This is a genomic window from Bacillus sp. ISL-77 (assembly GCF_018613105.1).
This window is the reverse complement of sequence record NZ_JAGGQY010000065.1, coordinates 16,024-30,272: the sequence shown is the minus strand read 5'-3', so window position 1 is coordinate 30,272 and position 14,249 is coordinate 16,024. Positions and strand designations below refer to the sequence as shown.

Sequence of the window (14,249 nt, the reverse complement as noted above, 5' to 3'; positions counted from 1 at the left end):
CATCTGATCGTTCATGAATCCAGGTGCTTCGAATAGCAGGAAGACCTTTTGAAATATCAACAGAATAATTTAGATCCGTATAAGGACCGCTTGTATCATACACGCGTACTGGAAGGTTTTCCTCTTCACCAAAGTTACCTGTTGTCGGGCTTAACTCAATTTCACGCATTGGTACTTTAATGTCGGATCTCGAACCTGTTACATATACTTTTTTACTTCCTGGAAAACTAGACATGATGGAAATATTTTGTTCATTTAATGAAGTCGTTGACATAATAAATCTCTCCTTTTTTTGAATATAAAGGACGAGATATAGAACATAACAAGTGGAAAAGCGTATAAAAGTACATCAAAAAGCCGGGACCATAAATGGTGGACCCGGCTAATATGTATGCAGAAGTATAGGTGCAGTAAAGATTGTCTATTCTAACTTCCCCACGCTGGTATGATCCAGATCAGGTCCCAAGAGTCAAGAAACTTCATCGTGTTTCTTTCTCAGCCCAACTTATTGGGCTCCCCTAGTTATTTATATTCAATTAAGTTATATTATATATGAGTATCGGTTAAAATGAAATACATAATATTATTTAAAGTGATATAGTCGTTTTAGATAGTATGTCTAGGATAGAGAGAAAGGTTAGATATCTTCTTGCTTGGGTTTTAAGAAGTATAATTCTTTTTTGTACTCTAAAAAAAGAAGGCTTACTTGTGACCTGACGCTCCATAATCTTTGATTGTTATTTTTACGTTGTAGTAAATTGGAACCTCACTGTATGTTTGATCCCAATCTTTTTTGACTTTTCCCCATACTTTCGGATGCTCAATTCTTAAACGGTTTCCAAAGCCGGCAACGTCTACTCGATATTCCTTTTGCGTTTTTTTAATTGAATGAACAACCAATCGTTTTACTTCTTTTTCGGTGGATTCTTCTGCCCTTTTTAATGTATTTTGAACAAGTTCTACCAGCGGGTGATATATAGATCAACACCGATGAAAAAGAAATAACGGTACAAGGAACTCCATATAACTGTTAACTGACAAGTATGTAGCACCCTCCCTGTGGAGTTCTTACTTCTTCAATTTCAATAGTTCATTAACTGTAATGAATTTATATCCCTCGTTTGATAATGATTGCAATATTCCTTTAATAGTATTTAGTTCATCACCAGTACCATCATACATGGGGTGAATCAAGATAATAGAACCAGGTTTTACATTCTTTTTCACATAACTCACTTTGTCAGTGGCCGAAGTGTAGTAAGTATCTGGTTCAAGACTCCAAGTGATCGTATCTCTATTATTCTTATATAAATAGTAAGGCAAGCCTACGAGTTTTTTTCCATTCGGAGGTCGGAAATCAATTTTACCTTTATAACCGGATTCTCGAATTAGTTTATCAGTTTTTTCCATTTCCTCCTTGATGTAAGAAGGGGATTTAAAAACCATCCGCTGATGGGAATAAGTATGATTTCCAATTTGATGCCCTGCACTTACTATTTTTTTAGCTTCTTCAGGATTTTTTTCAATTTCATTACCGATTAGAAAAAATGTCGCTTTTACATTGTATTGTTGTAACAAGGGTAGAATTTTTTCTACATTTTTTGTTGGTCCATCATCGAAGGTCAATGCGACTACCTTTTGATCGGTCTTCACCTGGTCGGTTAGTCCACCAAATAACTGGAAGGTTCTAGAATTCATTAACTTATAGGTTCCAAGTAATAAAAGGAACACTAACAAAATTCCAATTCCACTATAAATTAATTTCTTTTTCATAAATTGAGCCTCTCTTTCGAATTTATTAAAGTCTATTTTAATACCTCTATTAACAAAAATGGATAATTTTCTTTCTCAGATTGTAAGGATTTATAGGCTGAGATGAGTAGTAGATTAGTTGTCTAATAGGAGAATTTGAAGATTATTTGCAATTTCCCCTTTTTTTGGAGGGGTAGCGGTTGGGTCATACACAATAACATCCAGCGGTTTTTGGGTTAGAATATCAACAGCGACGAAAATTGTAACTTTTTCGTGATGTGAAAAAGTGCCAGTTCTCAAAAAGGGAACTGACACTTTTCATATAATTATTTAACAACTCTTTCCCGAACCACTTCTTTTGATAAGTATCTGCAACCTAGGAAAGTGATTAAACATGTTAATATAGTAAGAATCCTTTAGCAGCTTATCATATAAGCGATCAACCAATTCATTCACTTTTTCCTGGTCTAGTGCAATGGTCATCATCAATTCCCTCTTTTTCTTGATTGGAGTAGTTTCTACTATTATTATAGTGTAAATAATAAACCAGAATTGTGACTTACATCACGAAAAAGACCTTTTGGAAGAATAAAGACACCTTTGTTAATCTAAACAGCAGGTGTCCTTACAATAGATATTAATTTATTCATTCTTCGAACGGCGATTATAATCCTTTTCAATTCCTTTTTTCCAGCTTCGATCTATCTTTTTGCCACTTCGAAGGCTGACCACGGCTTCATTCACCGCTTCATAATTTAATTGCGTTCCTTTATTGTCCGCGTGGTAATCAACGGCGAAGTCCTCATTGATTCCAAATCGAGCAGCAGTCGAAATGGCATCGATATTGGCTCCAAGGAATAGGAATTCCCAGCCATATTTCTCCTTTTGGTGTTCAACTATTTTTTTGATTTTGTTGGTTGTGAATTCACGGCTGGCATTTTCCATCCCATCCGTGGTAATAACGAAGAGTACTTTTTCAGCACGTTCATCCTCACTGGTTCTCTTTTGTACATTCACGAATTTTTGAATGGTAAAACCAATGGTATCTAATAATGCAGTGGTGCCGCCTACTTGATAGTCTTCTTCAGTGATAGGAGAAATGCCCCGTACATTGATTCGGTCGTGGAATAATTCGTACTCGTGATTAAATAATACAGTCGTAACAATGGCTTCCCCTTCAGCCTTTTGCTGTTTCTTCAGCAACGCATTATAACCACCGATTGTATCAGCTTCAAGTCCTGCCATGGAGCCGCTTTTATCTAAAATAAATACTAATTCTGTTACATTTCTTTTCATGAATATCATCCTCCGTTCTTTGATAAACAAAGGATAACACTAATCCATTACGAAATGGTCGCTTGGGAAGCGACATTTCAGGCACCGAGTAGTGGCTGGTCAAAAGCAAATAAGGCCTCATTGATTTCATGAATATTGTAATTAGCATGTTGAATAAAATACTCAATTATCACATCAAATTTATTGCTGCGTGACAAGGTATAACCGGCTGCAGCTAGCAGCTCCATCGTTTCCTCCACAGTTAATTTTAACGCAACGGCAAAAGCAATCATGGTTTTCTTTTTCGGGGTATAATCGTCTTCATTTCGGATTTTGGAGAATAATCGCCGGTCAATATTCGCCCTTTTATACGTCTCTACATCCGTCATTCCTTTTTCATCAATGAAACGAAGCAGCCGATCGGAAAAAGATTCATCGAGGTGGTCCAACAGGTTGACTAAGGAATACTCTGCTTCTTTATTCAGATCCTGTTGAACAATTTCGACTTCTTGACGGCTTTCCCATATATACCGTTCTTCTCTATTATAATTAAACGTGCTTTCTACTTCTTCTACATAATGCTCATCAATATATTGATGAATCGATGTAAATAATTTCTTGCTTAAACCGAAAGAACTTTTGTCAAAAACTACTAGATAAACGAGCATATCATGACGTAGTAAAAAAGAGCCGATCGTGGAAACCGCAATTTGTAATGCTTCCTCCTTTGGATACCCATAAATGCCCGTCGAAATTAACGGAAATGCAATGGATTCACATTGATGAGTTTTTGCCAGCTCCAAGGAGTTATAGTAACTTGCCTTTAACAGTGCTGCTTCATGTTTGGAACCACCCTGCCAAATAGGTCCTGGTGTATGTATGATATATTTGGCCTCCATGTTAAAGCCATCAGTCAAAACGGCTTCTCCAACCCTGCATTCCCCCATTTTATCGCATGCTTCTTGCAACTCATTGACACCTGCCGCACGAAATATAGCACCGCATACGCCACCACCCATTTTCAGCGATGTATTCGCAGCATTCACAACCGCATCGACCTTCATCTTTGTAAGATCATGGCGAACAATTTCTAATGGCATAGTTTTCCCCTCCCCAAACCATTTTTTATAGTGTTCATTATATCAGAAAAAAATTTGATATTCGTAACAGTTGGTGCCTGACACTCTTTTACTGGACTTTCAATTAATAAAGCATGTGCGTTTGACAAATTCGGGTTGTGACACAGGCATGCCCTTGATATACTTTTTATATCAAGTTTTTTAATCTCTTTGGAGGTGGTTTTTATTAAGATTTGCCCATATTTAGAATACTCATTCCAAATACTAGGTAAAAAGTGGAACGGGTTAATCATTCACTATTTGTCCCTTTGTGAGAACAACTCAACCAGTTTTACAGAAATGGTTCAAGAAATTTCTAACATTACGCCCAGAGTCTTATCCATGAGGTTAACTGAACTCATAGAGTATGGTCTAGTGAAGAAAGAAGTGATAGATTCACCAACCGTAACGATTTCATATAAATTAACCGAAAAAGGGCAAGCACTTGTTTCTGCCTTACAGCCTATCCAGAAATGGGCAATTGAATATAAAGATAAGGTTTAATTAAAAAACAGGAGTGATCAAAATGAATAGCAAAAGTAATATGATGTGCGATTTGGAAACTGGGATTTGTGGAAGCGCAGGAGACGAGGGAATGGAAATGATTGACTTTAATCAACCAAAAAAAACGATTAATCTTTATTATGTCACCGACCCAATTTGCTCCCACTGTTGGGCACAAGAGCCAGTGCTCCGTCGTTTTGAAGAGCAGTATGGCGATAACTTTACCCTCCATACGGTTATGGGAGGATTATTAGAAAAATGGGGCGATGGACCTGTCGACCCAGCAAATGGAATCGCAAAACCGTCTGATGTTGCTGGACACTGGAAAGAAGTTGGTGAATATACACGCATGCCAATTGATGGCACACTTTGGTATGACAACCCAATTCACTCATCCTATCCCCCATCTACTGTATTTAAAGTCATTCAAAAGCAAAATGAAGCTTTGGCTCGTGTGTTTTTACGCCGTGTGAGAGAAGCCGTTTTCGCATTCAATCAAAATATTGCTGAGAAGTCGATTTTAGTGGAAATCGTGAATAATCTTGGACTTGATGGAGAAGCAATTGTAAAAGAAGCGGAGCTGCCAAGCGGACAGCAATTATTAAATGAAGATTTCGTGCTAGCTGCCAAATTAGGTGCCAGAGGGTTTCCAACGATTGTCATGATAAATGAGGAAAATAAAGGTGTGAAGATTGTTGGAGCTCGCCCATTAGAATACTATGTTGCAGGGCTAAAACAAGTACTAGATTCAGAGACTCTCCAAGTTAAACAACAACCAGCACTTTCTAGCCTGCTTGAAAAAGAAAAGCTTTTATTTTCGAAAGAGATTGAAGTAATGTACGATCTTGAAAAAACAGAAATTAACGCTTTTACTGAAAAAGAACTTTCATCAACCAGTTATCAAGTGAAGGAACTTCTAGGTGAAGCCTATTTTGTGAAGAAATAATCACGAAAACAGTAACGGGTTCCGTTCCCTATCGCTAACATTAAAAATGGAACCAAAAATGACTATCAAATTGTAAACTAATTTGATAGTCATTTTTTATTGGTATATCAAGCTTTTTACAGAATAAGTGCTTAAATTTGTACAAATGATAATGATTACTTATACATAAAAAAACACAATAGGTACTTTTTGCATGTACCTTTTGTCATTTTTATAGTCTATTGTATCTGCTCTGGTTTTCCAAAATAGCTAAACGAATTTGCTTCACTTTTATTTCTTTGCTTAATGAAAGCTATTCAGGTTGATTTTCATTTTACATTCCCCCATTAGCGTATTGTTCAGTTTCAAGAAGTTTTTAAACAACTTATTTTGTAACAATATTCATCTGAGATGCAATTGTTTTTTCTACTATCTTTATCATTCCCGATTCCTCGAACTTTTTAACATTTTTCGTTTTCCATTTTATTTGAATTTTCTACATTTTTTTCATTTACAACATGGTTTGTGGATTTATACATTTTTGCTTGTTATGGATTATTCTCTTTGTTGAATGGGTACTGTATTGTCATCCCAAATATATAGGAGGTAATATCAATTGAACAATGAACAGTACCCAAGCAAATTGCGATTTCTGTGTTTTGAATCGTAAGGTATCACCGTTTAATCGGACTCCTTTGATTCATCGGCGCTCTCCTCTGCTGGAATAACAGGAGCCTCCAGGGCAGGGGAATCAATATTATACTCCATAACTTTTACCTTTGGCGGCTCTGGCCGACTTTGACCATACAGACGTACGTAGATTTCTTCAATTTCCTCTCCTGTCAAATCGCCCCGCTTCAGCAATTCTTCTGCAATGGAATGGACAAAGTCGGCGTTTTCATTTACTAGCTTCTTTACTTGAAGCATTTGGTCTTTTAACAACACGTTGATTTTTGGACGAAGCGCTCTAAGTCCATCGATTCGAGAGCCTATCGCCAGCCAGCTGAACAGCTCATCTCCCATACCTACCATTCCAAGGTAGGCGCCAGCTAACAGCGTAGCATGCTGCAGGTCGGAGGTGACACCGTTTAATTTCTTGAAGAGGAACTCTTCTTCCACCGCCCGTGCTGCCAGACACACCTGGATTTCTGCTAGGATTTCGCTATCGCTTCTATTATACCGCTCCTCTGTCGGCTTGGTGGCTGCAAGACCTAGCGCACTGCCCCTGCGGATAATTGTTACCTTCCAAACCCGTTCGTGCGGCTTCAATAGATACTGAGCGACTGCATGGCCGGCCTCATGGTAGGCGACATTACGCTTCTCATCTTCCATCATAGAGCTCAGAGGCTGCTTTAGTCCCCACTCATAAGTCTCCATGGCGGCCCGGAAGTCCTCGTAGCTTGCTAACTGTGCACCATGTTGGTGTGCAATTACAACAGACTCATTAACGATGTGTTTGATTTGTGCTGGGCTATAACCAATCGTATCAAGTGCAGCCTTCTCAGGTGTAAGAGTAGCGTCCCTTTTTACCTTCTCGAGGTAGTAGTTGAATACGTCCACCCTTCCATCATAATCTGGGGAATCTACCCAAAGCTTCCGATCAAATCTGCCGGGGCGGAGCAGCGCCTGATCGAGTACATCGGGCAGATTGGTTGCTCCGATTGTCAGCACTGCAGGTCGTTCTGCTTTTTTGCGCCGCAGCCCAAGTGAACGTAGCAATTTGGCAATCTTGGAATTATCAATGTTTGGCGGGTCCATCTGCAGAAGCAGCTCATTTAGCAGGCCCGAACCCATGCCCGTCATGCCGAGCATCCCACCCATACCACCACCACCGCCTCCAGCCGAACGACTCATTCCGATTGCATCGATTTCGTCGATAAAGATAATGCAGGCGCCGTATACTTTCGCAAGCTTCCTCGCCTTCCTATAGAGGCCCATCACCTTCAGGTTGCCGACGCCGAAGAACATATTTTGAAAACTAGGAGCCGATGCGTAAGCAAAGGGAACCTGCGCTTCGTTTGCAATTACCTGTGCCAAATAGGACTTTCCAGTGCCAGGGGGCCCACATAACATCAACCCTCGTATCGCCTCACCACCCATGTCCTTAAACTCCTTGACGCCCTTTAGCAAAACGACAATCCGCTTGGCATTATCAACGATTTCGGGATTTCCGCGGTAATCATCCCAAGTCGAACCAGTCTCGCCAGGCAGAATCCAGTAAGTTCGTCCCCGTGCCAGGAACCAGAAAAGGGCAACAAACTGGATAATCATAAACATCATTGCAAAGAGCAACTGCAGCAAATAACTAACAATAGTCAACGCTACCTGCCAATAGGCTGGCCCTCCCCTTAAGAGAATCATTCCTAAGAAAAAGATGGCCGCAAGCCAGAGAAGAGATTTACGCCACTTGACCCATTGATATTTCCTCATAGCTTCACTACCTTTCGGAATATTCAGAATATAATATGAGGAATTAGCCCTAAAAGTGCCTAGAAAGGTGTCAGGCACCTAAAAAAGACAATTGTCCATCATATACGGACACCTTTAATTATGTTTAAGGCGAATAACTTGAGAATCATACTGATATTTATTCGTTGTCTAATCAGGTCATACCTTATTTATATGAACGATATTAAGATTTTTTTGTTGAATTGTTGTTAATATTTTCCATATTTCTATTAAAAATGTTCTTTAAATCTAGGCACCTCTTCCCTTCAAAGGCATAGATAGATTTATCTATTCCTATGAACAAAATATTACTTATAAACAATGAAAAAGCCCTCCATGTAGGAAGGCTTCACCTTGCTTATTTAATTAATTTATTTTTAATGTCCAATAAATATTTGAGTACAACTGCTATACCGCTTATGAAATAGAATGTTATCAGAATCCACCCTGTTGGATCTATTGAAAACATGGATATTAGAATGTTCAACGGCAAAACAATATATACGATATCCTTTAAATAATCTAAAACAAATGTGGGATCGAACTTGCCTGCCCAAAAAGATTGGAAGAATGCAATAAGAAAATTAAGAATCATTAGTCCATATACAGCCCACATTGTGTAGAGCATCCAGTCTGAAAGTGTAAAGCCCATTTATCATCACCACCTTACATTATACTATGCTAGTAATAATGTAAGGTGAAGACAACAACGAGTTAAATTAACAAAATTTTCAGAAATAAGAAGTTGAATAAAAAAAGGGTTTTTGGATTCCTAACCTGTAGCTGCATAAATGTTAATCTACAGTCTTGCTGCAGCATGAAGTGTATCACATACATATGAGATAGCTGACGAAGGATAATTTCATCAAACTCTCGTCAATCAAATCTCCACTTTCCTCCCTATTACCCCTCCATTGCTTTTAACGCTTTTCTTTTGAATCCGCATTGCTCCATGGCTTCAGCAAGCTCTACTCTTAATTCCGATATATCAAAATTCACTAATTTTTTTCCTGCAACGACTTGCTTTCCAGCGATGAATACGTCTCTTACATTGCTGGCATTAGCAGAGTAGACTAATGCAGAATACGGATTAAAAATAGGAAACATGTTGACTGAATCGGTTTCGACTAGAATGAAATCGGCTTGTTTCCCTACCTCGATCGAGCCAATTTCCTCCTGCATGCCTGAAACCTTCGCTCCCCCAATGGTTGCTAATTTTACAATTTCTTCCGCTGGGAAAGCACTGCGATCTTGTAAATAAGTTTTATGGAAATTAGCAAACAAACGCATTTGGCTAAATAAATCGAGCGTATTGCCACTGCTTGGGCCATCTGTTCCTAACCCAACCGTAACACCAGCAGACAATAAATCGCGGACACGGGCTACACCTTTGGCAGATTTCGTATTGGCGCCGATACAATGAGCCACCTTTATATCATACTTCTTCAACAACTCAATATCATGGTCTAACAAATGAATACAGTGGGCAGCTACGAGTCTCGGACTCAATACGCCTATCTCCTCTAAAAATTCAATCGGCGTTTGATTGAATTCTTCACGATATTTGTCCATTTCAAAATCCATTTCACTGACATGCATCATCCATGGCACATTGTATTTTTTAGACAATGCATCTGCTTGTTGGAGCACTTCAATCGTATTAGAATACGGTGCATGCGGTGCTATTGATGCTTGAATTCGATTATTTCCTTGCCATTTCGGCAGAAAACTTTCAGCGTATGGCAAGCCACCCATGGGCTCCGCTACATCAACCGTTACGGAATCAATGACGGTTTCTGCTAAAATACCGCGACTATGCATTTCCTCTGCCGCTACAGCCAATTGATGTTCAAAATAATACATATCAAAGAAAGTCGTCACACCAGCAAGCTGCATTTCCGCAATAGCATATTTTCCACTCGTGTAGGCTAATTGTTCATTCATACATTCATTTTCTAATGGAAATAAGAAGCGGCGTAAACGATCTGGATAGTCATCCCCTAAAGAACGGAAAGGAATCATGCCAATATGTGTATGAGTATTGACCATGCCAGGTAACAAAATAGCACCTTTGGCATCGATACACTTGTCATAGGTGCTATTCTTCGGCAATGAATTCATCGCACCTACTTCTTTAATTTTCGTCTCGTCTACTAGTAAATAGCCATGATGAAATTGCTCCATTTGCTCATTCATCGTTAAAATCCACGCATTTTTAAGGAGAATTTTCAAAGTTTTTCACTCTCTACTAATGGGATCATCATTTGAGACCGCACATTCATCATCCCTTTGTCTGTAATTTTGATAACAGGTGAAACCGGCAATGATAAAGTTGAGAAGGACATAATTTCATTGCTGTTGCGATAACCTAACGCAATCATCGCTTGGCGAACCTCCTTCAAATGTGCACCTAGTTCCTGGATGGGTGCATCGCTAATAATTCCTCCAACGGACAATGGGCAAATCGCTTGTACCTTTCCAGCTTGGGCAACGACATAACCACCTTGTATGTCCAACAATTGTTTTTGCGCCACTAATATATCTTCCCTACTCGTTCCCATCACCATCAAATTATGATGATCATGTGCCCAAGTTGTGGAGACAGCTCCTTTTTCAGATAACGCATTTTCGACAAATCCGTAGGCGATATTACCAGTTTTCCCATATCGCTCCATCACAACTATCAAGGCTAACCCACTTTTCTCCCAATCTAAATATCCTTCTACGACTCCAATCTCTCGCTGTACATGTTCGGTAAATGTACCAACTTCCGAAATTTGAATCACGTTGACTACTGCCTTTTCAATTGCCTTCACCTTGATGCGTAAATCCTCCGATGTTAAGGCACGACATTTTAAAGATTGGTAGAAATGTCCAGGAAACTCAGGTTTCACAGCTGGATACCGGATGTCATTTCCTCGTTCGTGAACCAATTTTCCATCCTTATAAACCGCAGCGATATCTAAGGTTTCAACGTTATCTACCAGTAGAAAATCAGCTTTAAAGCCCGAGACAATTGCACCACGGTCCTGGAATCCCATTCGTCTAGCAGGCGTATAGGTAGAACAGTATAGTGCCTGTTCAACGGGCATACCGTAGAAAATAGCTAAACGTACGTTCACGTCCAAATGCCCCTCCAGCAAATCGTCTGCCATCACATCATCGGTAATGATGGCCAAATATTCATAGAAATTATTTTCCACTATGACACGTATATTTTCCGGCGTAATCGATTTCTTTTGAAATTCCAAAAACATCCCATTCGTGATCTTCTCATAAATCGAATCGGGCGATTGATGGGTATGATCAGCCGTAATCCCTGCATATAAAAATTTCGCCAATTCTAATCCGGAAACACGCGGAATATGCCCTTCTAAAGGCATTAATGGCTTTTCCGTTTGAACCACACGTAAAATTTGTCGAATTAAAGAATCCGGTTCATTGACAATCCCATTGAAGTTCATCGCTTCCCCTAAAGCCATCACTTTCGGATGCTGCAGGAGCTGATTCACTTCTTCAACACCAATATAGCCTCCTGTCGTTTCTAGTTCTGGTGTCGTCGAAGGGACAGACGAAGGAATGGCATAGAAAATATCCATCACACTCGGTTGGGAAAAGAACGCCTCTAGACCTTCCATACCAAACACATTGGCAACCTCATGAGCATCCGCCACAACCGTTGTTACTCCATGAGTTAACACTGCTTCTGAAAAAATAGACGGTGAAGTCATGGAGCTTTCAATATGCATATGAATATCTATTAAACCTGGAATCATATATTGATGTTTTGCATCCACCACTTTACTAGCCTTTAAATTCGCAAATTTCCCAGCCGTAATATAGTAAAATTTATCATCAATAATCGCCACATTTTTCTTTTCAAACGTTTTTGTAAATGTGTTGAAAACCTGTGCATTGATAATCGCTAAATCGACTTTCATTTCAGAGTTCCCTCTTTCTTATGTACATGATAAACAAGAATAGGGCCAAGAATTATCCTTAGCCCTACTCCTTAACACAGTGATTATTTATTCAGAATTCTATTCCATTGATTAATCCAAGATTCAAGATTTTTATTGACGAATAATGGATCCACTTTGTTTGTACGTGCGGCAACATCACCGTATGTTTTATTCTTTGCCGCTTCATCGTCTAATACTACTTCTTTATTTGTTGGAGCTTCATTTAAAGATACAGCCGTTTTTTCTTGTACTTCTTTGCTTAATCTCCAGTCAATATATTTATAAGCTAAGTCTTTATTTTTAGAGTTTTTGTTGATGTTGATGGTGTTAAAGTTTGCGTATGTTCCAGATTGTGGGACAACATAAGCAACATCTGAATTTGAACCAGTAATAAGTGGAACAGCAAAGTCACCCACAACAGCCGCTACAATTTCTCCTGATTGGAACATGTTTGCTAAATCTGATGATTTGCTATATGTTTTGACAACGTTTGGAGCTAGATCAGTAATTCCCTTAAATGCTGCTTTTCCTTTATCAGTTGTAATATCAACATTCTCGTGCTCACTTGCTACAGTAAGCATGGCTGGACCAAATGTTGTCGTAATGTCAGGAATGGAGATTTTTCCTTTCAAAGAAGGATCCCATAGATCATCCCATTCCTTGATTTCCATACCTGCTGCCTTTTTATTGTAGACAATCCCGATACTGTTCAACGTATACGCTGGGCCAGAACCATCTGCAGATAATTGTTTTGCACTATCGATAAGATTTTGCATATTAGGTACTTTTGAACTGTCTATTTTTTCAAATAAGCCTTCTGCTACACCATCAGCCGCATTTGATTGAGACAATTCAATCACATCAACCGTTGAGTTCGGGTTACTTTTCAATTTTGTAAAACGTTCCGAGCTTGTACCAGTTTCTAACACAATATCGACATTATATTTCTTTTCAAAGGGTTTGAAGACATCTTCTTGCATTTTATCTTCTTCTAAACCAAAAGTGGAGATAACCAATGTTTTTGGTTCCTCTTTTGCAGTATCTTTTGCAGTATCTTTTGCAGTATTACCACCGCCACATGCTGCCAACATACTAGCCGTTACGAAAGCTAGACCTACTAGGCCCAATTTTTTGTTCATTTTATTCTCTCCTTTTCATAGATGCTTGAACTACTTTATATTTCGAATAGAATTAACTATACGATGATTAGTTTGTAAGATGGAATTAATAAGGTGACAGCGTCTCCCACTTGATAGATCACCTCATCGGCTTCATTTACAAGTAATGTGCCAATTGACGTTTCAACCTCATATTGGTAAGACTTACCTAAGAAAGTACGGACTTTTATTAACCCTGACACGGTATTATTTGTATTTGCATTGGTGCTTCCGACAATATCAATGTCGTCTGGGCGAATCGTTCCTGTATGTTTTCCTGTATCCCATTTGCGAGTACTAGTGAAAACAGTTCCATCAACCGCTTGATATTTCCCGTCTTCGATTGGTGTCAAATCAAAGAAGTTCTCAAAGCCGATAAAGCGAGCGACGAACTCCGTTTTTGGATTTTTATAAATCTCTTCAGGTGTGTCGAACTGTTCGATCACACCTTTATTCATGACAGCTACTTTATCAGAAATGGAGAAGCATTCCTCTTGATCATGCGTAACAAACACAGAGGTAATCCCTAATTGGCTTTGGATCCGTTTAATTTCGATCCGCATCGCCACGCGCAATTTAGCATCTAAGTTACTTAATGGTTCATCCAGTAATAATAATTTGGGTTCGATGACTAAGGCACGTGCTAAAGCCACACGTTGTCTTTGTCCACCTGAAAGTTGTTTTGGATAGCGGTCACTCAGCTCTTCTAAGCCTGTAATCGCTAAAATATCGTTTACTTTTTTGTCAATGGTATTCTTTTTTTCCTTGCGTAATTTCAAACCAAACGCGATATTTTCTTTGATGGTTAAATGGGGAAACAACGCATAGCTTTGGAATACCATGCCAAATTCACGCTTATGAACGGGCACCTTTGTTAAGTTTTTATTGTCAACTTGGAACTCCCCATCATTTGGTTCAATTAAACCCGCAATCACACGTAAAGTCGTTGTTTTCCCGCAACCTGATGGTCCTAATAAGGAAACCAATTCGCCTTTTTCAATGGATAAATTCAAATCTTTCAATATATCGGTTCTGTTATCATAACTGACCCGAATATCTTTTAATTCCACATAGGACATGATGTATGTTCTTCCCCCTTTGATGTTGG

At 39.0% G+C, this 14,249-nt stretch carries 12 protein-coding genes, 2 pseudogenes and 1 riboswitch; of the genes and pseudogenes, 2 read left to right on the top strand and 12 right to left on the bottom strand.

The features are described from left to right. The 6 genes and pseudogenes from J7E77_RS24225 to J7E77_RS24200 all read right to left on the bottom strand — a co-directional run. Positions 1–274 (bottom strand): annotated as a pseudogene (locus tag J7E77_RS24225) (phosphomethylpyrimidine synthase ThiC); the annotation flags it as partial. 141 nt (positions 275–415) lie between these two features. Beyond that, positions 416–530: riboswitch (TPP riboswitch) on the bottom strand. Positions 531–702: 172 nt separating this feature from the next. Further along, positions 703–942: pseudogene (locus J7E77_RS24220) on the bottom strand (Ger(x)C family spore germination C-terminal domain-containing protein); the annotation flags it as partial. A gap of 126 nt (positions 943–1,068) precedes the next feature. Next, the gene (locus J7E77_RS24215) at positions 1,069–1,773 is read right to left on the bottom strand and encodes a polysaccharide deacetylase family protein (RefSeq protein WP_214717398.1); all 705 of its coding nucleotides are present in this window, start codon (positions 1,771–1,773) and stop codon (positions 1,069–1,071) included. A 309-nt stretch (positions 1,774–2,082) separates the two neighbouring features. After that, positions 2,083–2,238 carry a hypothetical protein gene (locus J7E77_RS24210; RefSeq protein WP_214717397.1) on the bottom strand — a complete coding sequence of 52 codons (156 nt, stop codon included), beginning with the start codon at positions 2,236–2,238 and terminating at the stop codon, positions 2,083–2,085. A gap of 156 nt (positions 2,239–2,394) precedes the next feature. Next, entirely contained in the window at positions 2,395–3,048 is a 654-nt protein-coding gene (locus J7E77_RS24205; protein ID WP_214717395.1) for a vWA domain-containing protein, read from the bottom strand. A 77-nt stretch (positions 3,049–3,125) separates the two neighbouring features. After that, the gene (locus J7E77_RS24200) at positions 3,126–4,127 is read right to left on the bottom strand and encodes a macro domain-containing protein (protein ID WP_214717393.1); all 1,002 of its coding nucleotides are present in this window, start codon (positions 4,125–4,127) and stop codon (positions 3,126–3,128) included. A 195-nt stretch (positions 4,128–4,322) separates the two neighbouring features. Here J7E77_RS24200 and J7E77_RS24195 point away from each other — a divergent pair, with 195 nt between their 5' ends. Both J7E77_RS24195 and J7E77_RS24190 read left to right on the top strand, forming a co-directional pair. Then, on the top strand, positions 4,323–4,649 hold the full coding sequence (locus J7E77_RS24195; RefSeq protein ID WP_308160760.1) for a winged helix-turn-helix transcriptional regulator: 327 nt from the start codon (positions 4,323–4,325) through the stop codon (positions 4,647–4,649). A gap of 22 nt (positions 4,650–4,671) precedes the next feature. Continuing rightward, positions 4,672–5,595, top strand: a complete 924-nt coding sequence (locus J7E77_RS24190; protein WP_214717391.1) for a DsbA family protein — start codon at positions 4,672–4,674, stop codon at positions 5,593–5,595. A gap of 660 nt (positions 5,596–6,255) precedes the next feature. Here J7E77_RS24190 and J7E77_RS24185 read toward each other — a convergent pair. From J7E77_RS24185 to J7E77_RS24160, 6 genes are all read right to left on the bottom strand, one after another. Beyond that, positions 6,256–8,004 carry an AAA family ATPase gene (locus J7E77_RS24185; protein WP_214717389.1) on the bottom strand — a complete coding sequence of 583 codons (1,749 nt, stop codon included), beginning with the start codon at positions 8,002–8,004 and terminating at the stop codon, positions 6,256–6,258. Between the two features lie 376 nt (positions 8,005–8,380). Beyond that, the gene (locus J7E77_RS24180; protein ID WP_168244371.1) at positions 8,381–8,674 is read right to left on the bottom strand and encodes a hypothetical protein; all 294 of its coding nucleotides are present in this window, start codon (positions 8,672–8,674) and stop codon (positions 8,381–8,383) included. Between the two features lie 251 nt (positions 8,675–8,925). Next, positions 8,926–10,218: an amidohydrolase gene (locus tag J7E77_RS24175; protein WP_214717387.1), complete on the bottom strand. Its 1,293-nt coding sequence runs from the start codon at positions 10,216–10,218 to the stop codon at positions 8,926–8,928. A gap of 32 nt (positions 10,219–10,250) precedes the next feature. Continuing rightward, positions 10,251–11,963: an adenine deaminase C-terminal domain-containing protein gene (locus J7E77_RS24170; protein ID WP_214717385.1), complete on the bottom strand. Its 1,713-nt coding sequence runs from the start codon at positions 11,961–11,963 to the stop codon at positions 10,251–10,253. 83 nt (positions 11,964–12,046) lie between these two features. Then, entirely contained in the window at positions 12,047–13,123 is a 1,077-nt protein-coding gene (locus tag J7E77_RS24165; RefSeq protein WP_214717383.1) for an ABC transporter substrate-binding protein, read from the bottom strand. A 56-nt stretch (positions 13,124–13,179) separates the two neighbouring features. Then, positions 13,180–14,220 (bottom strand): ABC transporter ATP-binding protein, encoded by a 1,041-nt coding sequence (locus J7E77_RS24160; protein ID WP_214717381.1) that lies wholly within the window; start codon positions 14,218–14,220, stop codon positions 13,180–13,182. Positions 14,221–14,249: the final 29 nt, after the last annotated feature.

Bases quoted from the DNA above. Each gene is read 5' to 3' on its own strand.
- J7E77_RS24215 (WP_214717398.1), bottom strand. From the start codon at position 1,773: ATGAAAAAGAAATTAATTTATAGTGGAATTGGAATTTTGTTAGTGTTC.
- J7E77_RS24210 (WP_214717397.1), bottom strand. From the start codon at position 2,238: ATGATGACCATTGCACTAGACCAGGAAAAAGTGAATGAATTGGTTGAT.
- J7E77_RS24205 (WP_214717395.1), bottom strand. From the start codon at position 3,048: ATGAAAAGAAATGTAACAGAATTAGTATTTATTTTAGATAAAAGCGGC.
- J7E77_RS24200 (WP_214717393.1), bottom strand. From the start codon at position 4,127: ATGCCATTAGAAATTGTTCGCCATGATCTTACAAAGATGAAGGTCGAT.
- J7E77_RS24190 (WP_214717391.1), top strand. From the start codon at position 4,672: ATGAATAGCAAAAGTAATATGATGTGCGATTTGGAAACTGGGATTTGT.
- J7E77_RS24185 (WP_214717389.1), bottom strand. From the start codon at position 8,004: ATGAGGAAATATCAATGGGTCAAGTGGCGTAAATCTCTTCTCTGGCTT.
- J7E77_RS24180 (WP_168244371.1), bottom strand. From the start codon at position 8,674: ATGGGCTTTACACTTTCAGACTGGATGCTCTACACAATGTGGGCTGTA.
- J7E77_RS24175 (WP_214717387.1), bottom strand. From the start codon at position 10,218: ATGAATGAGCAAATGGAGCAATTTCATCATGGCTATTTACTAGTAGAC.
- J7E77_RS24170 (WP_214717385.1), bottom strand. From the start codon at position 11,963: ATGAAAGTCGATTTAGCGATTATCAATGCACAGGTTTTCAACACATTT.
- J7E77_RS24165 (WP_214717383.1), bottom strand. From the start codon at position 13,123: ATGAACAAAAAATTGGGCCTAGTAGGTCTAGCTTTCGTAACGGCTAGT.
- J7E77_RS24160 (WP_214717381.1), bottom strand. From the start codon at position 14,220: ATGTCCTATGTGGAATTAAAAGATATTCGGGTCAGTTATGATAACAGA.